The following is a 21212-nucleotide window of genomic DNA, read 5'->3' on the forward strand; positions in this document are numbered from 1 at the left end:
CTCAAATTAAAAATTGCAACATTTACGCAAATCTACCAACTCTAAAGAGTGAGAAAACGCAGATTTATCTGCGCTTTTGTTTATCTTATGAAATTTGTATATATTTTTCTTTCTTGTTCCGGTTTTTCAATTTTTCCTTCTCCAAGTTCAATTAATTTCATGAGCCATGCCATATTTTTACCGAGAAGTTTCATTATCTGAACCCCTTCTGCATCTTCTAAAGCTTCCCCAGGTTTCTGGCCATAAATAACATTCCAATAATTTGACGAAGGCATGAGCATTTCAGAATAGTTTATGTATTTGTTTAACTGTTCAAATGCAGGAATTCCTCCGGCACGTCTCACTGCTATGACTGATGCACCTACTTTGTGTCTGAATAATGAATTGTTAGCACTTCCAACATACATGGCTCTGTCCATAAATGCTTTCATAGTGGCTCCTATGGATGAGAAATGTACTGGTGATCCAAAAATAATTCCATCTGCTTGTTTCATTTTTTGAATCCATTCATTAACTTCATCATCAATAATACATTTTTCATTTCGGGTTTTAAAACATGTATTGCATGCAGTGCAACCTTGAATTTTTTTATTGCCTACGTGGATTATTTCAACTTCTATATTTTCTTTTTCTAATTGCTCAGCAACAATTTTAATAGCTTGAAATGTGTTTCCTTCTTTTCTTGGACTCCCGTTAAATGCAACTACCTTCATATTTTCCTCCAATTTTAAATTAAATTAATTATACTAAAGTAATATGGCGATTTCAAGATGAAATGATTTGAAATTATTATTTAGTTTTTTCTTCTGTGTGGTATAATGAATTATATTATTTGTGTAAGGAGCTAAAATGAATTACAATAATAATTTAGAAAAAAGTAAATATTATAAATATGAAAAATTAAAGTCTTTCTTAAAAGTTTTTTTGATTTGCGCTGTATCCACTCTCCTTTCGATTATTATGAATGATTTAGGAATTGGAAAAGAAAACACGCTCATGGTGTTTATAGTTGGAGTTTTAACTGTTACAACAGTAACCAGAGGATATATTTACAGTGCAGTTGCAGCTGTTTTAAGCGTTATATTATTTAATTATTTTTTCACTGAGCCCATACATAGCCTTCAGATAATCAATACACAGGATTATATTCTTATTGTGTTCTTTCTGATTGCATCTTTAATTTCAAGTACTATGACTTCTAAACTGCAGAATCAGACAGAAATATCAAAACGAAATGAAAGAACAGCACAATTACTTTATGATATAACAAAAGGTTTTTTAAATGTAACAGGAAAAGAAAATATTATTTTAAAGGGAATAAATTATATAAAGGATTATGTTGGATATGACTGCTATGTTAAATTAGATTATGATGAAAAAGTATTTTGTGTTGAAGGGATGCCTAATTATGATAACACAGTTAAAGAAAATGTTCGATTAATACCAATTAAAGGGGTTAAAAAGAAAATAGGAGTTATGGAATTAATTGATGCAAAGTCTTCATTATCAGTTGAAAATGAGATGATTATAAAAGCAATTGTGCATCAAATGGTCATTGTGCTTGACAGGGAGTTTATATATGAAGAAAGGCAAAAAATAAGAATAGATATGGAAAGCGAACATTTAAAAAGCACGCTTTTACGAAGCATTTCACATGATCTCAGAACTCCTCTAACCGGAATAAAAGGTGCAAGCGAGCTTATTTTAGACAGTTATGATAATTTGGATGCAAAGTCTGTAAAAAAATTAGCGTCTGATATATATGATGAATCAACATGGCTTATTAAAACTGTGCAAAATATACTTGACATGACGCGTTTCAGTGAAGGAAGACTTACTGTAAACAAAGATTATGAAGCTGTTGACGACATTGTAAATCAAACACTGACTCATATTCCTCATCTAACATCTTCTGACAGATTCCATGTATATGTTCCTGAAGATATTATATTAGTGCCGGTTGAAGGTAGACTTATAGTACAAGTGCTTGTAAACCTTTTAGATAATGCGTACAAACATGCAGGGGAAGATGCTCAAATATATTTTAAAGTATATAGTCAGGATGATACAGCAATTTTTGAAATTTCAGACAATGGTGTTGGCATTGATCCATTAATAATTGACAAAATATTTGATGGTTTTGTCACTTTGCATAAAAACAATATTGTTGATTCAAATTTCGGAGTAGGTCTAGGTCTTACTATTTGTAAGGAAATTGTAACTGCCCACAAAGGAACTATTACAGTAAAAAATTCAAAAACAGGTGGAGCAGTATTTAAGGTAGTACTTCCTTTGGAGGTGGTATAATGATTTCGAAAATATTGGTGATTGAAGATGATAATAAGATAGTAAATTTTATGACTATGGCTTTAAAAGCAAAGGGATATTCTATCTTGACTGCAAAATGTGGCAATGAAGGTATTTTAAGTTTTTGTACTGAAAATCCTGATATAATTTTGTTGGATTTAGGCCTGCCTGACATGGATGGAGTTGAAATAATAAAACAAGTTCGTCAGGTTTCGGAAATTCCCATAATAATTGTTTCAGCAAGAGAACAAGACAGCGATAAAATTGCAGCTCTTGATGCTGGTGCTAATGATTATGTCACAAAGCCATTTTCAATGGGAGAATTGCTTGCTCGTATTCGTGTTATGGAAAGACTCATTGAAAGGGAAATTGGACATCTGCCTGAAACGGTTTATAAATTTGACTATTTGATTGTTGATTGCGACAAACATAGAATTTTTGTTGATGAGACAGAAGTTCATCTTACACCAATTGAATATAAACTGTTGTTATTATTGATTGCAAATCGAGGAAAAGTTGTAACTCACAGCCAAATATCCAAAGAAGTTTGGGGATATGGGGAGACAGGAGATTCTAAAAGCATAAGAGTTTTCATGGCAAGTTTGCGAAGAAAAATCGAAAAAGATAGTTCTAGCCCGCGTTTTATACTCACAGAAATTGGTGTTGGATACAGATTTGCTGATGAATAAAGAAGATGCCCTCATGTGGGCATCTTTAACTAAATATTTTCGGCAAGTCTAAGAACATCCTCTGACTTGCCGATAACAATAACTATATCATCTTCTTTAAAAACATAATCTGCTTTTGGCATTGTCATTATGTTGCTGCCATTTTTTATCAAAAGAATATTTATATGATATTTTTTTCTCACATTTATTTCTTCAATGCTTCTACCTGTCCAACTTTGCATAATTGGTATTTCAAATATTGAGTAATCATTTGTTATAGAGAAATAGTCAAGAACATTATTAGCACTGCAGCGTATGGCAAGTTTTTCAGCCATATCCTTATCAGGATAAACAACTTCATCAGCTCCGTTTTTTAAAAGAAATTTTGCTTGAATATCCCTGCTTGCCTTGGAAATGACGTATTTTGCTCCTAAATCTTTTAATAGCGAAGTTATTTCCAATGATGACTGGAATGTATCTCCAATAGTTACAAAGCAAACATCAAAATTGCTTACCCCTAATGCTTTAAGAACATCTTCTTTTGTGCAGTCACCAATTTGTGCATCAGTTACAAGAGTAGACATTTCTTCTATAATAGCACTATCTTTATCAACTATCATAACATCATTTTTAAGATCTATCATTTTAAGTGCCAAATGACGTCCAAAAGCACCCATTCCTATTATTAAAATTGATTTCATATAAATTCTCTCCTATCCAATAATTATTTTTTCTAAAGGCCGACTGAGAAGCGAAGGTTCTTTTTTTTCAGCTAGTACTATTGCTATTGATAATACACCAACTTTGCCTCCATACATTAGCAATGTTACGATTATCTTCGATAAAATGTTGAGTGAAGGCGTTATGCCTAATGACAATCCAACAGTTCCCAATGCTGAAAATACTTCAAACATTATTTCCACTAATGAAAATTCTTGCATAACGCTGATTAGCATTATAGAAATAAATGCAGTGAACAAATATATAACTGTAATGGCGCTGGCCTTTTTCAAAGAATCACTTTCTAGTCTGCGTTTAAAGAGTGTTATTTCGTTGCTTTGTTTTGCTGTTGTCCATGCACCTATAAGAAGTACAATAAAAGTTGTTGTTTTTATACCTCCGGCTGTAGAGCCTGGACTTCCTCCAATAACCATCAATAGCATTGTCATTAGGATGCTGCCTTGTGACATTTCGTTAAGATTAACAGTATTAAATCCTGCTGTTCTTGTTGTTACAGATTGAAACAGGGATGCAGTTATTTTTTCAATAAAACCCATATTTATCATGCTGTATTTCCCTTCAAGTAAGTAAAAAATTAAAGCACTTCCGAAAATTAATACAGCAGTAGTTACAAGCACTATTTTAGTGTGAAGTTGATATTTCTTGAACAAAAAACGGTTATTTGCTACGTCATCCCACACAACAAACCCGATACCGCCTATTATTATCAAAAGCATTATAGTAAGATTAACAGTAATGTCGTTGAAATATGATGTAAGGGAAGAATTTTGACCATATTTGCCCATTAAATCAAAGCCTGCATTACAAAATGCTGAGACAGAATGGAATATTCCATTATACAATCCTTCCTTAAGCCCCATCTGCCCATAGAATCTAAGCGTAAGTACTGTTGCTCCAATACTTTCAAAGATAATCGTTCGTATAATAATTTTTTTTACAAGAAGAACTATTCCACCTATTTTTAATGTATTAGCTGATTCCATTAACAATCTTCTTTCCTTAAGTCCTATTTTTCTTCTTAAAAAAATTGAAAACAAGGTGATTACTGTCATAAAGCCAAGACCGCCTATTTGTATCAATAATAGTATTACGGTCTGTCCAAACATGGACCAATGTGTATAAGTGTCATAAAGCACTAATCCTGTTACACAAAAAGCAGAAGCAGCAGTAAATAATGAGTCCATAAAAGGTGTTGAAATTTCTTCTCTAGATGAAATCGGCAAGCTTAAAAGCAATCCTCCTATCAATATAATTCCAAAGGTGCCGAATACTATAATTTCTGTATAAGTCAATTTTATTTTTTTTATTGCATACATATTATGCCTCCTATGCCTCCTATTCTGCGCGAAGATTTAACAACGTATGTGCAATTTCATTTGCCGATAGGATATCTCCTGTTAAATACGCAATGTGATTTTCTTCATATATTTTTTTGTTGTATTTTTGATTGCATATTGCAAGTATATTATTAATATCCATCATTTTTCTTCCTATAGCGCAAATAGTGAGATTGTCAAGATCGGATTTACTGACAGCTACTAAATATTTGTATGAGCTTGAATTATCAAGAATATTTATATCATTTAGTATTTCTGAATTAATATTGTATTGTTTTAAAACATCAGAAATAGCAGTACAAAAATCAGAATTTTTGTCTCCATATATTAATGCGCCTGTTAAACTGTTGTAATCACTAAACTGATAAAATGCATTTTTATTAAACTCAACAGGATTTGCTATATTGTAAATTTTATCAATAAAAACAAAACCTATTAGAAAAATTATTATCATTAAGACTGCAATAATGTAATCCATATTTACACCTCCTGCTTGTTTTACGCCTTGATTTTAGCACGTTTAATATAAAATTTGTGTTAAGGTTTTTATGTGAATGTAAAAATTTTATAAGTAACACATAAAAAATCTTAACATGTTTTTAATGATTGGAATTATTTTGGTTATACTAAACTCGAATTAAATTAAAACATGGAGGCTATTATGAAAAAATTAGCATTGATATTATGTGCTGTATTGATTTTCAGTATGAGCGCATGTACTGATGACGACATTGATAATGTTGGTGATAACGGTACAAATGACACAGGAACAAATGACACAGGAACAAATGACACAGGGACAAATGGAACAGACACAGATATGACAGGTGCAAACGGAGGTGCCGATAAGGATACTTTAACTGGAACTGCTCAAGGTTATGGTGGCGAAGTTAAAGTTACTGTAACTGTTGATGGAGATGATATTGTATCTGTTGAAGCAGTTGGTGAAAAGGAAACTAAAGGCATTGGATCAAATGCAATTGATGAATTGCCAGATAAAATTGAAGAAGCAGATTCAACTGATGTTGATGGAATATCCGGTGCAACTGTAACAAGCAATGCAATAAAGGAAGCTGTTGACAAAGCAATGGGAAATAAGTAAAAAACAAGACCAGCTTGATAGCTGGTTTTTAAATTGAAAAATTTCGGGTAATTTGGAGTTGATTTTAAAAAGCAGAATGATTGACAATATAAGTTTTTTATAATATAATTAATTTATTAGAATAAGCCTAAAGATATTAGATATGAGGAGGCAAGTTTTGGTGTACTTGGTGTGTGCTGAAATTTGTCTCTATTTTTTTAAAAAGAAGGAGAAAAAGATGAAAAAGGTTATCATAACAGGCAACACATTGACTCTTGAAGAAATTGTAGGAGTTTGCAGGAATTATTATGAAGTTGAATTATCAGATTCAGCGGTTGATAAAGTTTTATTGTCCAGAAAAATCGTAGATGATTTTGTGGAAAATGGAGATGTTGTTTATGGTATAACAACAGGATTTGGTAAATTCAGTGATGTTTCAATATCAAAGGATGAATCAAAACTGCTTCAGAAAAATTTAATTGTAACACATGCAGTAGGAGCAGGAAAACCTTTCGATACTGAAATTGTCAGAGGAATAATTCTTCTAAGAATAAATAATTTGGCAAAGGGTTATTCCGGAGCAAAACTTGAAACAATTCAAACAATGATAGATATGCTTAATAAAAAAGTGCATCCGGTAGTTCCACAAAAAGGTTCTCTGGGTGCAAGTGGAGATTTAGCTCCGTTGGCGCACATGGTTCTTCCGATGATTGGTCTTGGAATTGCAGAATATGGCGGTGAAGTTATGAGTGGGGAAGAAGCAATGAAAAAAGCTGGTATTCCTGTCATTGAACTGACATCAAAGGAAGGACTTGCACTTATTAACGGAACACCAGTAATGACTGCTGTAGGAGCTTTGGTTGTTTATGATGCATTAAATTTAGTAAAGATATCAGATATAGCTGCATCACTCAGCTTTGAAGCACAGAATGGAATTGTTTCTGCTTTGGATCATAAGATACATGAAGTAAGACCTCACAAAGGTCAGATGGATACTGCCAGAATAATGCTTCAATTGTTGTCTGAAAGTAAAATGACTACAAAACAAGGCGAAATAAGAGTACAGGATGCTTATTCTTTACGATGTACACCGCAAGTACACGGGGCCAGCAAAGATGCTATTAATTATGTAAAAGAAAAAGTAGAAATTGAAATAAATTCAGTAACTGATAACCCTATTATTTTCCCGGAAACTAAGGAAGGAATTTCAGGAGGAAACTTCCATGGACAGCCAATGGCACTAAGTTTTGATTTCTTAGGAATAGCTTTGGCCGAACTTGCAGATATTTCGGAAAGAAGACTTGAAAGACTTGTAAATCCATCACTTAGCGGACTTCCTGCTTTTTTGGTTGAACATGGTGGTATAAATTCGGGATTTATGATTGTGCAGTATTCAGCTGCATCATTAGTTTCTGAAAATAAGATTTTAGCTCATCCGGCATCAGTTGACAGCATTCCTTCTTCTGCTAACCAGGAAGATCATGTATCCATGGGTACTATAGCTGCTCGTAAAGCCAAAGAAATAATGGAGAACGTAAGAAGAGTTTTAGCTATGGAAATAATGTGTGCATGCCAGGGCATTGATTTGAGAGGAAACAAAGGTCTTGGCATTGGAACAGCACCTGTCTATGATGCTGTAAGAAATTGTGTGTTAACATTAACAGAGGACAGACCTCTTTATGAAGATATAAATAAATGTGAAAAACTTATTGAGGATGATACACTTATAAAAGTATGTGAGGAAAAAGCGGGCAATATTTTATTTTAATATATTGTAAATTAAATGAAGCGTTCAAAAACATGAACGCTTTTTTTATTGATAATGAACATTTATAATGTTATAATAATTAACAAATAACTGAAGTGTTGATGTCAAAAAAATCGCAGAGCAAAATGTAGATAGAATAGGTTGAACTGCAATGCAGTTTATAAAAACTGTAATTAATAAATATTTATTGGAACAAATAAAAAAAGTTAACGTCTTATAATATAACCGAACGGAGTGAGAAAATGAAAGGCAATGAACTATGGCTTGTAGAACAAAGCCGGAGTGGTGATGTTGATGCTTTTGAAGAACTTATAAAAGATTACAAAAAAACAGCATATAATATTGCCCTTAGAGTGCTTCGAAATGTTGAAGACGCTGAAGATGCATCTCAGGAAGCGTTAATAAAAGTGTATAAAAGCATACAGAACTTTAACATGCAGTCTTCTTTTAAGTCTTGGATGTACAGAATTGTTGTGAATACATGCATTGATTTTAAACGTAAAAAGAGCATAAATGTTGTTTCTATTGATGAAAATATTGATTTAGGCGGTAATATAGAATTTCAACGGGAAATAGCAGATGACTCAAACAATCCGGATGCGTTAGTCGAACAAAATTATAATAATAAGTTAATAAAAGATGCTTTGAATAAATTAGAAGATGATTTTAAAATGATTATTGTATTAAGAGATATTCAAGGATTTTCTTACAGTGAAATATCTGAAATACTTTCCTGCAACCTGGGAACAGTGAAATCCAGATTAAACAGGGCAAGAAAAAGTTTAAAAGAATTACTAGAAAGAGAATTAAATTTTTAGTGACAAGGTGGTGATTAGATGAACTGTGATGAAATAAAAGATTTACTTTCATTATATATTGATGATGAATTAGATGAAGAGGAAAGACTTTTAGTTGAAGAACACTTAAAAAAGTGCGAAGATTGTCAAAAAGAGCTTGAAGAATATAAGAAAATTATAAATGTGTTGAAAAATACACCTGATGCAGAACCACCTGTTGGCTATTGCAAAAGGCTTCACGAAAAACTTTTGATTGCTGAAGCCGCTAAGCTAGTTTCTGACGATGAAGTTTCAAAGAATATAGTAAATGCTGACGTTCCTAAGAAAACAACAAACAACAAGTTCAAGTGGGTTAAATACGGAGGACTGGCTGCCGCATTGGTTTTAGTGTTTGTGGTGTATGGCTTTAATAATTTAAGAATGGGTAATTCTAAATCTGAAGAAATTGCTTATGATAATAACTTAGCAGCTCCTGCAACAGAAGCTCAATATGCACCAGCTGAAGCAGACAATGGCAACTATGAATATTCTATTGCAGCTGAAGAAAAAGGAAAGTCTATCATGGGTGTTGACACATATGGAGTTGAAGATTCAGCAGCCTATGGGTTAATTCAAGATTCAACAAGGGAAATGAAAGTAATCAAGACAGGCAGCATTTCCGTTGAAACAAATGATTATGAAAGATTTTTGGATGAACTTACAGCCAAAGTACAATCCGTGGGAGGCTTTTTAGAAAGCAATAACACGGAAGTATATCAAGTATACGAAAATGAAAAATTAATGCATGGAAATATGATACTTCGTGTACCTGAAGAGAATTTTTATGGGTTAGTAGCTTATTTAGAAGAATCTAGTGAAGTAAGAAGAAAAAACATTAATGAAACTGATGTTACTAAAGAATATTATGAAAAAGACAATAAAGTGAAAAATCTTGAAGCACAAGAAGAACATTTAAGAACATTGTATGAAAAAGCTTTGACTGTTGAAGAAATGCTTCTTATTGAAAGCGAACTTACAAGAGTAAGGACTGGAATTGATGCTCTTAACATAAGCTTAAGTGACATAGATGACAGAGCATCAATGTCAACTTTGAATTTAGAAGTTCAAGAGGTGCTTACAGCTAATTTTGAAATAACCGATCAGGACAGTGTGTGGCAAAGAGCTAAAGAAGGCTTTATTAACACTGTAAATAAAGTTTTAAGAACAGTTGAAAATCTTTTGATATATATTGTTTCAATAGCTCCTGTATTAATTCCGGTTATAATTATTTTTATAATATTATTGGTTAAATTTAACAAGTACAGGAAAAGTAAAAATAAATTATAGGGCGTAAGCCCTTTTTTTATGCCCTAACCCCATTTTTTAGAGTTTTTTTCTAAAAAATGGCAGGTAGGTCAAACGCAACGAAATCCAAATTTACGTGAGCGGTAGCGAACGAATAAATTTGTGATTGAGACTGCGCTATTTTTTGAGTACTGAATATGGTACATATTTTGCGATAGACTTAATAAGTGATAATGATGGTGCAAATTTGCAAATACATAAATAATTATTTATGATTTGTTATCAGTATGATATAATAAAAGCATAAAATGATGAAAAGAGGCAAAATATGAGTCAGGCTAGTATTGGAGACATGTTAAACGATAAAGCTAGGGAACAAATGATAAGCATGTCAAATAATAATAAAAACATATCAGATCTTAAGGCGGGGGAGAAGACCGACGGTTTTTATTTGATTAAAAGTTTCGAAGTTAAGAAAACAACAAATGGAAAGCAATATATAGATATTGATTTGGTAGATAAAACTGGTGAAATAAATGCAAAAGTTTGGGATTATTCAAAGGAAATTGAAACAATAGTTGCAGAAAACAGCATTGTTAAGGTAAGAGGAGAAGTTCTTGAATGGAACGGAACGAAGCAGTTGAAAATAAATAAAGTAAGAGGAAAGCTTCAAGATGATGTTATTAAAATTAATGATCTCATACCGTCAGCTCCTATAGAACCTACAGAAATGCTTTCTGAAGTTAAATCATATGCAAAGAAAATAAAGGATGCAGAAATAAAATTATTAGTTGAAAATATAATGAAGAAATTCAATAGCAAACTTATTTATTATCCTGCTGCAAAGAAAAATCATCATTCTTACATGGGCGGTCTTTTGTATCACACTTTACGCATGCTCAGGTCCGGAGAAAAACTCGGTCAGGTATATGAATACTTGAAAATGGATTATGTTTATGCGGGGGTGATTCTTCATGATATTTGTAAAATAATTGAGATGGATTCTGATGAATATGGAGTTGTGTCTGATTACACAATGGAAGGTAAATTGCTCGGTCATATTATTCAAGGAATCAAGGAAATTGAAATTGAAGGAGATAAAATAGGGCTCAACAGGGAGAAAAGTATAATTTTACAGCACATGGTTTTATCCCATCATTATGAACCTGAATTTGGTAGCCCTAAAAAGCCTATGACACCTGAGGCTGAACTGTTGCATTTTCTTGATATAATTGATGCGAGAATGTATGACTTTGAACATGCGCTGGATATTGTTGAACCTGGTCAGTTTTCTGATAAAATATGGCTACTGGATAATAGAAATCTTTATAAACCAACAGAATAATATATAGAACGGTAATTTAGCATGGATAAAGAATTCTTTATCTATGTTAAATTTATTGTTATTGGAGGGCCTATGGGATTTAAAATTGTTGCTGGACGTGCTAAGACCGGAAAATCAACATATATATATGATGAGATATATGAAGAAATCAAATTAAATAAAAAAGTTAATTTAATACTCATTGTACCTGAACAAATGACATATCAAGCTGAATATGAAATTATCGACAGGATAAGAGACTATGGGATAATGTCTGCTGAAATATTGAGTTTCAAACGATTAGGCTATAAAGTATTTGAAGAAGTTGGTGGATTAAAGGTTCAGGAAATCAATAAATATGGCAAAATAATGCTGTTGAAAAAGGTTTTTGAAGAAAATATGGATAGTTTGAGACTTTTTAAAAAAGTTTCAATGCAAGATGGTTTTCTTAGAGAATTCGATGAATTAATCAGTGAATTAAAACAAAATTGCATCAGTGTAGAGTATCTTCAGCAAATTTTGAAATATAAAATAAGTGACAAGCAAGACCATCTGCTCAATACAAAACTCGAAGATATAATTACCATATACAGTGAAATAAACAAAAATACCAAAGATAAGTTTTTCGATGAAGAAGATAAAATGGACTTATTTATTTCTGCTGTCGCTAAATCAGATTATATAAGAAATTCAATAATATGGATTGACGGTTTCGAGAGTTTCAATGGGCAAAGACAAAGACTTATTAAGGAACTTGTAAAGCATGCAAAGCATGTAACATTATCTTTGAATATTGATGCTGTATCTTTAAAAAATCTCAAAAATTCAGATGATTGGGAAGCTTTTAAAATAGTGCATGATACATACAAATCGTTAACTGAAGATATTGAATGTGATGTAAATATTGTTCCTGTAGAATTTAATCAGTTCAGCCATGAAATGAAGACAATAGAAAAAAATATGTTTTCCATCAGTACTGAAGAATTTAGCCGTGACACAGAAGTTATTCAAATATTTTCATCTCTTAATGCATACACAGAAACAGAAAAAACAGCATCTGAAATTATTTCTCTTGTAAGAGATTGTGGATACAGATGGAAGGATATTGCTGTTGCTGTAGGAGATATAGATAACTACAGCATTAATATTAAAAAGGTTTTTACTCAATACGAGATACCATTTTTTTTGGACAAGAAAAGAGACATTGCAGGAAACCCTCTTACAAAGTTTATTTTGTCCTTACTTGACATGTTTGTTTTTAATTTTAAACATGACAGTGTATTTGAATTTCTTAAAACAGGATTTTCTCCATTGAATTATGATGAAGTGAGCAGGTTGGAGAATTTTGCTCTTCAATATGGAATTGAGGGTGAAAAATGGTTTAGACCATTTAAATTTAATTCAGATGGAATTGATTATTTCAATAAATTAAGAGAAAAGTTTGCAAGTAATTTAAAAGAAGAAAGAAAGAAATTCAAAAAATTAAATAATGCACTTGATATAACATTATTTTTATTTAGTTTCTTGAAGGAGTATAAAGTACAGGAAAAAATCGAAAAACAAGTGAGCGTATTCAAAAAATCTGAATTGTACGAGCTGTCTAGTGAAAATGCTCAGGTATGGAATTATGTAATAGAAATATTAGAACAAATAATTTTAACAGGCTCAGATATTTTAATAACTCCTTATGAATACAAGAAAATGATAGAAGCAGGATTTGACGAAGTAAAAATAAGTATCATACCTCCAACATTGGACAAAGTTACTGTCGGAGAAATTGATAAAATTTCTTTGAAGTCATATAAAGCAGTATTTGTTATGGGAGCAAATGAAGGAAAAATTGATTCGAAAAATAACGAAAAAGGGCTGCTCCTTGATGATGAAAGAGATATTCTTTTGAAAAATGGAATTAAAATATTAAAAAATTCAGATTATTATTTATTTAAGGAAAAACATTTGTTGTATAAAGTGTTCTCAAGTTCAACAGAAAAGTTTTTTATGAGTTACGCTCTTGGTACAACTGAAGGAAAGGCTTTACAGCCTTCCATGTATGTGGAAAGACTTAAGGAAATATTTCCAAATGTAATGGAAAAATCTGATTTAAGCGACGTTTTGGAGATAAGCAAAGTATCAAATCATAAAGGTACCATTGACTTCTTTGTTTCAAATATGAGGGATTACACAGAAGGAAGAGAAATAGATTCAATTTGGAAAGATGTATATAAGTGGTATGATAAAAACGACAAAGATGTTTCCTATATTGTAAAGCAAGGTTTGTGCTATGATAACAAAGCAGAAAATATTAACAAAGAGAATCTGAAACAAATATACCAGCTGCCTGTAACCATGTCAGTATCAAGACTTGAAAGTTTTGCTTCTTGTCCATTTAAGTTTTTTATGGAAAATATTATTAAACCTGAACCGAGGTTAGTTCAAAAAGTAGAATTTTATGACCTGGGAAATATTTATCATCAGGCGGTTGAAAAATTTACCAATGAAATAACAGCTTCTGAAATAAATATTATGAATTTGGATATTGACAGTGTTAATGCATTGGCTGAAATGTGCACTGAAAAGGTATTGGTTGAAGGAGAACTGGATTATTCAGCTTTAGATGCAAATGAACGAAACAAATATATGAAAGAAAAAATAAAGAGGCTTGTGAACAGGGCTGCAAACACAATTGTTAAGCAGCTTAAAAAAGGAAACTTCAGACCTGAATTTACTGAGCTTGTAATTGGAAATAAAAATGGAGAACTGACTATCGAACCGGTTGAAATAAAGCTCGATGACGATATGAGCATCTATTTCCAAGGAAGGATTGACAGAGTTGATACTTTAAAATGTCAAGATAAGTCATATATAAATATTATTGATTACAAATCTTCATATAAGGATATTGACTTATCAGATGCAGTTCAAGGGCTACAGTTGCAGCTTTTTGTTTATATGTCCGCTATTATTAAAAATGGTAAAAAATTATTGTTATCTCAACCTGAAATTGGAGGAGCATATTATTTTTGCATTGATGATCCAATGATAGATGGGGATACATTATCGGATTCTGCAGTTGAAGATGAAATATTCAATAAGCTTTCATTAAAAGGGTATATTTTAGAAGATGCAGAAATTATAAATAATATGGATAATGAAATAAATGAGAAAAAATCATCAGATATAATTCCTGTAACGTTCAATAAAGACGGCAGTACTTCAAAATTTTCAAAAACATTGACTGCAAATGAATACAAAGCTCTTTTAAATAAAACAGACAGGGTTGCCAAGGAAATTGCGGAGAAGATAATTCATGGCAACATTGACATTCAGCCATATAGAAAAGATGCAGGAAATAAAACTCCATGTTCTTACTGCGATTTCAAAGGTGTTTGTCAGTTTGACACATCTGTTGACAAAAATAATTACAGAAGGATTAAAAAACTTAAAAAAGATGATATTTTGCTTGAGATTATGAAAGAAGGCGGTGAGCAGTAATGAAATTCAGTCCCAGTCAACAAGAAGTTATAGATATAAGGAACAAAAATATATTGGTTTCAGCTGCTGCCGGATCCGGTAAGACCACGGTATTAGTAGAACGCATAATAAATTTAATTATCAATGAAAATGAAGATATAGATAAATTTTTAGTAGTCACTTTCACAAATGCAGCTGCAAGCGGAATGAAACAAAAAATTCATAGGTCTTTAATTAAAGCAGCACAGGAAAGTGAAAACAGGGACCATTTAAGGCGTCAGCTGAATCTTTTGTATAAAGCAAATATTTCAACAATACATTCATTTTGCATAGATGTTGTAAGAAAAAACTTTCATGTTATAGGAATTGACCCTAATTTTCGAATTGGTGATGTAAATGAAGTTGAAATATTGCTTAATGAATCAATTAATGAGGTTGTGGAAAAAGCATATGCTGGGAAGCCGGAAGGCTTCATTAGACTGGTGGAAAGTTTTACAAGCAACAGAGGAGACAGTGAACTCAATGATATTATCAAGGATGTTTACAAGTTTGTATTAAGTTTTCCGGACCCGCTGGATTGGCTTAAAAATTCTGTTGAAATGATGAATTTGTCTGAAGACGATTTAGGAAATTCAGTGTGGATTGAATCCGTTCGTGAAAACTCCGAGTTATTTTTAGATGGTGCCTTCGAAGCGCTGTCATCAGCTATAGCACTTTGTAATGAAAGTGATGGGCCATATACATATGCTGATGCTGTTTCAGAAGACTTGAACAATATAAATAATCTTAAAGTACTGGTTAAAAGTGACTTTGAGAAATTTATATATTTTTTGCACAATATAACTTTTTCTTCCCTCAAAGCTTTAAGAGGCAAAGCAAAAGATGAAGTGAACTTAGAAAAACAAGAAGATGTAAAATCATACAGAGAAGAGTACAAGAAAGTAATTTTAAATTTAAGAAAAATGGTTCCAAACAGATTACTATCTGAGTTTGTGAATGATATTAAATATATGTACCAACCAATGAAAGCTTTGTACAATATTATTTATGAACTGAATGAAAATTTTAGAGTTAGAAAAATAGAAAAAGCTATTGCTGATTTTAACGATGTTGAGCATTATGCTCTTCAAATATTGAGGCAAATTGAAATAAGCGAAACATATAAAAATAAATTTAAATATATTTTCATCGATGAGTATCAGGATAGCAACAGGCTGCAGGAAGAACTGTTAAGCCAACTTAAAAAGCAAGACAACTTGTTTATGGTTGGAGATGTAAAACAGAGTATTTACAGATTCAGGCTTGCAGATCCAAGTATTTTTAATGAAAAGAGCAACAGCTATCCAAACATTGATGTAGCAGGATTGAACAGACGTGTAGACTTGAATCAAAATTTCAGAAGCAGAAAAGAAATTTTATATGGGATTAATTATATATTTAATAATATTATGTCTGTGAACATAGGGGAAGTTGATTATAATGAAGATGTGTTTTTAAACAGTGGAGCAGTTTTTAAAGAAAGCGAAGATTGTTTTATTAAACTTAACATCATAGACAAAAATTCTTTAGAATCAGAAGATTTAGATGAAGAAATAAAGTCTATGAAAACAGCGGAATTAGAAGCAATGATTGCTGTACAAAATATAAGGGAATTACTAAAAAAAGATAAGAATGTTCCAATAAAAGAAAATAAAGAACCAGAAATAACTAAGACAGAAAAAATTCAATTTAAAGATATCGTAATTTTGATGAGGTCCGTTTCTTCATGGGCAGGTATTTTTGAAGAAATATTTAACAATGAAGGAATTCCATTTTATTTTGATGGGGGAGCAGGATATTTTGAAACAATTGAAATACAAGTTGTTTTAAATTTATTGAAAATAGTTGACAATATCAGGCAGGATGTACCACTGCTAAGTGTAATGAGGTCTCCCATAGGCAGCTTCACAACAGAAGATCTTGTGAGAATAAGGATTGTAAGCCCGAAATATAATTTTATTGATGCAGTTTATGAGTACAAAAACAAATGGGATGACAATCTTTCAAAAAAAATAAGTAACTTCATTGAAAAAGTTGAAAATTGGAAAAGCAGAAGCAGATACGCTCACTTGAATGATTTTATTTGGGAAATATTGATGGAAACAAATTATTATTATTTTGTTGGATTACTCGCTAAGGGCAACATGAGACAAGCTAATTTAAGGCTTTTGGCTGATAAAGCTTTCGAATTTGAAAAAACTTCCATGAGCGGATTGTTTAACTTTTTAAGATACGTTGAAAAACTAAATGTATCATCAGGAGAAACAGGAAGTGCAAAAACATTGGGAGAAAATGATAATGTTGTAAGGCTCATGTCTGTTCATAAAAGCAAGGGTTTGGAATTCCCTGTTGTTATAATGTGTGGGCTTAACAAAAAGTTTAACAGAACTGATGTTGCAAAGAGTATTTTAAAGCACAGGGTTTATGGAATAGCTCCTAAATATATAAATCCGGATGAGCGAATTTACAGAGAAACATTTCCAAGAATGGCAGTTAAAAATGTAATTAAGGTTGAGAATCTATCTGAAGAAATGCGTGTTCTTTACGTTTCAATGACAAGAGCAATCGACAGACTGATTTTGATAGGAACAGTTGATAACTTTGATAATAAAATCAAGAAGTGGCAGAAAAGTCCTTCGCTTTACAATATTTATATGGAAGAATCATACTTGGATTGGATATGCACATGCTTGTTCAGCGGAGATGATTCAAGCAAAATCACAGAAGCAGTTAATAATAATGAGTTCATTTATAAAAAGAAATATAAAACAAATAGCAATACTTATTCAATAGATTGGAATATAGAAAGAATAACATTATCTCAAATAAGTTTAAAAAAACTGGAAGCTGTTAATTTGAAACAAGAAAAAGTCGATGAAATAATTAGATTTAAAAATCATGAAAACAGTGATTTAACAGATGAAATAATGAAACGTTTAAGCTACGAATACGATTTTAAAAGTTCTGTAAATATTCCGACTAAACTTTCTGTTACTGATATAAAAATTTTAAAACAGGAGAGAATCGAAAGAATAAAGTATAAAATACCTGTATTAAGGGATATCCCTCAGTTTAAAGAAGAAAATGAAAGTTTTACCAAAGCCGAAATAGGTACTATTGTGCATTTTGTTATGCAGCACCTTAATATCAGCGGGAGTTTGACGACAGATAATATTTTAACTCAAATAAATACTATGGTAAATAAACAACTTCTTACTGAAAAAGAAGCGAGTGTTGTTGATGTGAATATGATAAATGAATTTTTCAAAACTCCTGTGGGAAAAAGAATGAAATCATCCCCTGTTGTAAAAAGAGAAGTTCCTTTTGTAATTAAAAAGAAAGCAAATGAAATAATTAATACATTAAACAACAATGATATAATTTTAGTTCAAGGAATCATTGATTGCTTTTTCTATGAAGATGATGAAATAGTGATTATTGATTATAAAACAGATGAAATAATTGACGGGGACGTAGAGCTGGTAAAGAAAGAATACAGTTCACAAATTCTGTCCTACAAGGAAGCAATAGAGAAAATAACAAATAAAAAGGTTAAAGATTGTTTCTTATACTTATTTGATATAGGAAAAGCGGTAGCCATCTTTCATAAAAAATGACAGTAGGGACAATCTTCCTCAACTGTCATAGTTTTTGATTTTTATTCTATTGACTATTTTAAATTATTTTTAATGTTATTTTCTTTATCATATTCGTTTTCAATATCTTGTTTCATGTTTCTGAGAGATTGTTCTCTTCTGAAGTTTTTAAGCTCAAGTTCTGTCTTTAAAACTTCATCATCGACTTGATTTGCTAATTTTTCTGTTTGCCTGTAATTGAATTCTGTATTTTCAATATCATTTTTCATTTTATTTATTGTATCTCTTTTATCCTCTGAATTGTGCTTTGACATAAATATCTCCTTCTTTTTCTATATATAAATATTATGTCATAAATTATTCATAAAATTCATTGTTTTTACCTTCTTCGTCTTTGTTTTATACGAATTGGTTTGTGATTGTCAACAGTGTTTGAAATTGTGTGATTTTCATTTGCAGATAGTTTTTGATTATTTTGGTTTTCTATATTTTCCGTTAAATTAATTTCATTTTTTAATTCAGTATTTGATAAATGGGATTCTTCATTTTTTGACTGTTCAGTCGAATTTGATGCAAGGTTGTTTAAAAGAGGCATGAATGTTTCCATAAGACTGTTTAAATCAAAATTTTCGTTTCCTTCATCTTGATTGTCACCTGAAGCTTGATTAGCCATTGATGAAAGTATATCATTGATGTTGCCGTTCTTAAACATGTTCATAGCCATTGTTCCCATAATTTTATCCATATTATTTGATAAAAGTGGTTGAGTCAGCATTTTACCAACTGGAAGGTTACCGTTTTTTATTATTGCAGACATTTTTTCAACGGGTGATTTTGCATTTAAAGTTTCTATAGGTCTAAATGTTTGTGCTCTGTTTAGAAATGAGTACATGCCCAGAAGAGTGCTTACTTTTTCCATAGCAGGCAAATATGTATTTACTTTTGTCACTGTTTTTGATGATGTTAACGGTGCAAATGTGCGGACCATACTTATCATGTTCTCCACTTTATGAGGGTCTGTCATTAAAGAAGAAGCAACATTTTTAGTGGATCCGGAAAGCTTTGAAACCATGCCCGGAAGTTGGCTACTACTAAATATGTACTTTGCAGCCAAAGCATATAATAATATTTGAACAGGAATAATATCACCTTCTTAAATTAAGCATATTTAATATTATATTTTATTCAGCTGAAACGATTATGTTACATATTAAAAACAAAGGCACAAATTAAATAGTAATTTATTAACTGCCACAGCATATTATGTAATATGAAATGGAGGTAAATGAATGGCTAATTTTTTTAAAAGTTTTGATGACAATGATATTGATAAAATAGCTGAAAACAAAGAATTCAAGAAAGTTGCAAATAATAAAAACATAAATGATTTTGTCAATAATAAGCAGTTTAAAGAATTTAGGGATAAATATGATGGTAAGACTGAAGAAGAAATACTTAATGATGCTAAAAATATGAGTAAAAAACTTAAAGAACAATATGGGGAACAGGAATACAACAAAAAACTTCAAGATCTTAAGAATTTTGAAATGTTCTTAAATCCTGAGCAAAAAAAGAAAATGAGAAAATTTTTGGAAAATCTATAATATTAAGTATCAAAAATTAAAATGCATCATCTGTATCAAGATTAAATTCTAAAAGGAGGAGGAAAACCTCCTTTTTAAATATAAAAAAATGCAAAAAAGTTGCGTAAAGCAATCTGCAGTAGTATAATCTAGGCAATGTAAAACGTGGAGGATAAAATGAAGGATAGCGTGTTAATACTTTCTATAGAATCATCTTGTGATGAAACGGCAGCAGCTGTAGTTGAAAATGGCAGAAATGTTTTATCAAATGTAATATCATCCCAAATAGAAATACATAAACAATTTGGTGGTGTTGTTCCAGAGGTAGCTTCGAGAAAGCATATTGAAAATATAAATGATGTTGTTTCAGAAGCATTAATTAATGCAAATGTAAGCTGTGAACAATTAGATGCTGTGGCAGTAACTTATGGTCCTGGATTAGTTGGAGCACTGTTAGTTGGCGTTAATTTTGCTAAAGGTTTGTCTTATGCATGGAACAAACCATTAATTGGGGTTAATCATATAGAAGGACATATAAGTGCCAATTATATAGAAAATAAAAATTTAGAGCCTCCTTTTATTTGTATGGTTGCGTCAGGAGGGCACACTCATTTAGTATATGTTAAAAATTACGGAGAATACGAAATACTTGGTAAAACAAGAGATGATGCTGCAGGGGAAGCCTTTGATAAAATTGCAAGAGCAATAGGGCTTGGCTATCCTGGAGGGCCATTGATTGATGAAATATCTAAAAGAGGGAACAAGGATGCTATAAAATTTCCAAGGGTTATTATTGATGATGATACTTTGGATTTCAGTTTCAGCGGCTTGAAATCAGCAGTTCTAAATTATATCCATAACAGTGAGCAAAAAAACGAAAAGATTGTTATAGAAGATGTTGCTGCAAGTTTTCAGGAAGCAGTTGTAGATGTACTAGTTTTAAAAACAATTGAAGCTGCCCAAATTAAGAATTGCCATACTATTACACTTGCAGGGGGAGTTGCATCTAATTCCCGGTTGAGAGAAAGAATTATGGATGAATGTATCAGATTGAATTATAAATTTACAAAACCATCACCTATTTTATGCACTGATAATGCAGCTATGATTGGTTGTGCAGGATATTATAAATATTTAAATAAACAATTTGCAGATTCTTCATTAAATGCAATGCCAAATTTAGAACTTACAGAGTAATCAACAGATTAATAAAAAA

At 31.4% G+C, this 21212-nt stretch carries 17 protein-coding genes; 11 read left to right on the forward strand and 6 right to left on the reverse strand.

What is annotated here, in order from left to right:
- Nucleotides 1-80: 80 nt before the first annotated feature.
- Nucleotides 81-713: a flavodoxin family protein gene (locus SA378_RS03850; protein ID WP_318524666.1), complete on the reverse strand. Its 633-nt coding sequence runs from the start codon at nucleotides 711-713 to the stop codon at nucleotides 81-83.
- 136 nt (nucleotides 714-849) lie between these two features.
- On the opposite strand from SA378_RS03850, the gene SA378_RS03855 reads away from it, so the two are divergent.
- Nucleotides 850-2307, forward strand: coding sequence for a DUF4118 domain-containing protein (locus SA378_RS03855; protein ID WP_318524667.1), 1458 nt, complete (start codon nucleotides 850-852; stop codon nucleotides 2305-2307).
- Entirely contained in the window at nucleotides 2307-2996 is a 690-nt protein-coding gene (locus SA378_RS03860; protein WP_318524668.1) for a response regulator transcription factor, read from the forward strand. Before SA378_RS03855 ends, SA378_RS03860 begins: the two co-directional genes overlap by 1 nt.
- Before the next feature lie 29 nt (nucleotides 2997-3025).
- Here the strand turns inward: SA378_RS03860 and SA378_RS03865 are convergent, their stop codons facing one another.
- From SA378_RS03865 to SA378_RS03875, 3 genes are read right to left on the reverse strand one after another with little or no spacing between them, the layout of a single operon-like run.
- Nucleotides 3026-3676 carry a TrkA family potassium uptake protein gene (locus tag SA378_RS03865; protein WP_318524669.1) on the reverse strand — a complete coding sequence of 217 codons (651 nt, stop codon included), beginning with the start codon at nucleotides 3674-3676 and terminating at the stop codon, nucleotides 3026-3028.
- Between the two features lie 12 nt (nucleotides 3677-3688).
- Nucleotides 3689-5032 (reverse strand): TrkH family potassium uptake protein, encoded by a 1344-nt coding sequence (locus tag SA378_RS03870; protein ID WP_318524670.1) that lies wholly within the window; start codon nucleotides 5030-5032, stop codon nucleotides 3689-3691.
- 19 nt (nucleotides 5033-5051) lie between these two features.
- Nucleotides 5052-5531, reverse strand: a complete 480-nt coding sequence (locus SA378_RS03875; protein ID WP_318524671.1) for a hypothetical protein — start codon at nucleotides 5529-5531, stop codon at nucleotides 5052-5054.
- Nucleotides 5532-5714: 183 nt separating this feature from the next.
- On the opposite strand from SA378_RS03875, the gene SA378_RS03880 reads away from it, so the two are divergent.
- The 7 genes from SA378_RS03880 to addA all read left to right on the forward strand — a co-directional run bounded on the left by SA378_RS03880 (nucleotide 5715) and on the right by addA (nucleotide 18434).
- Nucleotides 5715-6155 (forward strand): FMN-binding protein, encoded by a 441-nt coding sequence (locus SA378_RS03880; RefSeq protein WP_318524672.1) that lies wholly within the window; start codon nucleotides 5715-5717, stop codon nucleotides 6153-6155.
- 217 nt (nucleotides 6156-6372) lie between these two features.
- Nucleotides 6373-7902: a histidine ammonia-lyase gene (hutH, locus tag SA378_RS03885; protein ID WP_318524673.1), complete on the forward strand. Its 1530-nt coding sequence runs from the start codon at nucleotides 6373-6375 to the stop codon at nucleotides 7900-7902.
- A 242-nt stretch (nucleotides 7903-8144) separates the two neighbouring features.
- The gene (locus tag SA378_RS03890) at nucleotides 8145-8720 is read left to right on the forward strand and encodes a sigma-70 family RNA polymerase sigma factor (protein WP_318524674.1); all 576 of its coding nucleotides are present in this window, start codon (nucleotides 8145-8147) and stop codon (nucleotides 8718-8720) included.
- An 18-nt stretch (nucleotides 8721-8738) separates the two neighbouring features.
- Nucleotides 8739-10025, forward strand: a complete 1287-nt coding sequence (locus SA378_RS03895; protein ID WP_318524675.1) for a DUF4349 domain-containing protein — start codon at nucleotides 8739-8741, stop codon at nucleotides 10023-10025.
- A 286-nt stretch (nucleotides 10026-10311) separates the two neighbouring features.
- Nucleotides 10312-11328, forward strand: coding sequence for a 3'-5' exoribonuclease YhaM family protein (locus tag SA378_RS03900; RefSeq protein WP_318524676.1), 1017 nt, complete (start codon nucleotides 10312-10314; stop codon nucleotides 11326-11328).
- A gap of 72 nt (nucleotides 11329-11400) precedes the next feature.
- Nucleotides 11401-14799, forward strand: a complete 3399-nt coding sequence (gene addB / locus SA378_RS03905) for a helicase-exonuclease AddAB subunit AddB (RefSeq protein WP_318524677.1) — start codon at nucleotides 11401-11403, stop codon at nucleotides 14797-14799.
- Nucleotides 14799-18434, forward strand: a complete 3636-nt coding sequence (addA, locus tag SA378_RS03910; protein ID WP_318524678.1) for a helicase-exonuclease AddAB subunit AddA — start codon at nucleotides 14799-14801, stop codon at nucleotides 18432-18434. The genes addB and addA overlap by 1 nt, the downstream gene beginning before the upstream one ends.
- Before the next feature lie 53 nt (nucleotides 18435-18487).
- On the opposite strand, the gene SA378_RS03915 is transcribed toward addA, so the two are convergent.
- Together SA378_RS03915 and SA378_RS03920 are read right to left on the reverse strand one after the other, a co-directional pair.
- Complete coding sequence (locus SA378_RS03915) at nucleotides 18488-18727, reverse strand: hypothetical protein (RefSeq protein ID WP_318524679.1); 240 nt, start codon at nucleotides 18725-18727, stop codon at nucleotides 18488-18490.
- Between the two features lie 65 nt (nucleotides 18728-18792).
- On the reverse strand, nucleotides 18793-19485 hold the full coding sequence (locus SA378_RS03920; RefSeq protein ID WP_318524680.1) for a hypothetical protein: 693 nt from the start codon (nucleotides 19483-19485) through the stop codon (nucleotides 18793-18795).
- A 217-nt stretch (nucleotides 19486-19702) separates the two neighbouring features.
- Between SA378_RS03920 and SA378_RS03925 the strand changes: the two genes are divergently transcribed.
- Nucleotides 19703-20017: a hypothetical protein gene (locus SA378_RS03925; protein WP_318524681.1), complete on the forward strand. Its 315-nt coding sequence runs from the start codon at nucleotides 19703-19705 to the stop codon at nucleotides 20015-20017.
- A 156-nt stretch (nucleotides 20018-20173) separates the two neighbouring features.
- A complete protein-coding gene (gene tsaD, locus SA378_RS03930; RefSeq protein WP_318524682.1) occupies nucleotides 20174-21193 on the forward strand; it encodes a tRNA (adenosine(37)-N6)-threonylcarbamoyltransferase complex transferase subunit TsaD in 1020 nt (339 codons plus the stop codon).
- The last annotated feature ends 19 nt before the right edge of the window (nucleotides 21194-21212 follow it).

The organism is Sedimentibacter sp. (assembly GCF_033447055.1).
GTDB lineage: Bacteria > Bacillota > Clostridia > Tissierellales > Sedimentibacteraceae > Sedimentibacter.

What these genes read in the sequence shown, in the direction of transcription:
- SA378_RS03850 (WP_318524666.1), bottom strand. Translation starts at nt 713, where the DNA reads ATGAAGGTAGTTGCATTTAACGGGAGTCCAAGAAAAGAAGGAAACACA.
- SA378_RS03855 (WP_318524667.1), top strand. Translation starts at nt 850, where the DNA reads ATGAATTACAATAATAATTTAGAAAAAAGTAAATATTATAAATATGAA.
- SA378_RS03860 (WP_318524668.1), top strand. Translation starts at nt 2,307, where the DNA reads ATGATTTCGAAAATATTGGTGATTGAAGATGATAATAAGATAGTAAAT.
- SA378_RS03865 (WP_318524669.1), bottom strand. Translation starts at nt 3,676, where the DNA reads ATGAAATCAATTTTAATAATAGGAATGGGTGCTTTTGGACGTCATTTG.
- SA378_RS03870 (WP_318524670.1), bottom strand. Translation starts at nt 5,032, where the DNA reads ATGTATGCAATAAAAAAAATAAAATTGACTTATACAGAAATTATAGTA.
- SA378_RS03875 (WP_318524671.1), bottom strand. Translation starts at nt 5,531, where the DNA reads ATGGATTACATTATTGCAGTCTTAATGATAATAATTTTTCTAATAGGT.
- SA378_RS03880 (WP_318524672.1), top strand. Translation starts at nt 5,715, where the DNA reads ATGAAAAAATTAGCATTGATATTATGTGCTGTATTGATTTTCAGTATG.
- hutH (WP_318524673.1), top strand. Translation starts at nt 6,373, where the DNA reads ATGAAAAAGGTTATCATAACAGGCAACACATTGACTCTTGAAGAAATT.
- SA378_RS03890 (WP_318524674.1), top strand. Translation starts at nt 8,145, where the DNA reads ATGAAAGGCAATGAACTATGGCTTGTAGAACAAAGCCGGAGTGGTGAT.
- SA378_RS03895 (WP_318524675.1), top strand. Translation starts at nt 8,739, where the DNA reads ATGAACTGTGATGAAATAAAAGATTTACTTTCATTATATATTGATGAT.
- SA378_RS03900 (WP_318524676.1), top strand. Translation starts at nt 10,312, where the DNA reads ATGAGTCAGGCTAGTATTGGAGACATGTTAAACGATAAAGCTAGGGAA.
- addB (WP_318524677.1), top strand. Translation starts at nt 11,401, where the DNA reads ATGGGATTTAAAATTGTTGCTGGACGTGCTAAGACCGGAAAATCAACA.
- addA (WP_318524678.1), top strand. Translation starts at nt 14,799, where the DNA reads ATGAAATTCAGTCCCAGTCAACAAGAAGTTATAGATATAAGGAACAAA.
- SA378_RS03915 (WP_318524679.1), bottom strand. Translation starts at nt 18,727, where the DNA reads ATGTCAAAGCACAATTCAGAGGATAAAAGAGATACAATAAATAAAATG.
- SA378_RS03920 (WP_318524680.1), bottom strand. Translation starts at nt 19,485, where the DNA reads ATGGTTTCAAAGCTTTCCGGATCCACTAAAAATGTTGCTTCTTCTTTA.
- SA378_RS03925 (WP_318524681.1), top strand. Translation starts at nt 19,703, where the DNA reads ATGGCTAATTTTTTTAAAAGTTTTGATGACAATGATATTGATAAAATA.
- tsaD (WP_318524682.1), top strand. Translation starts at nt 20,174, where the DNA reads ATGAAGGATAGCGTGTTAATACTTTCTATAGAATCATCTTGTGATGAA.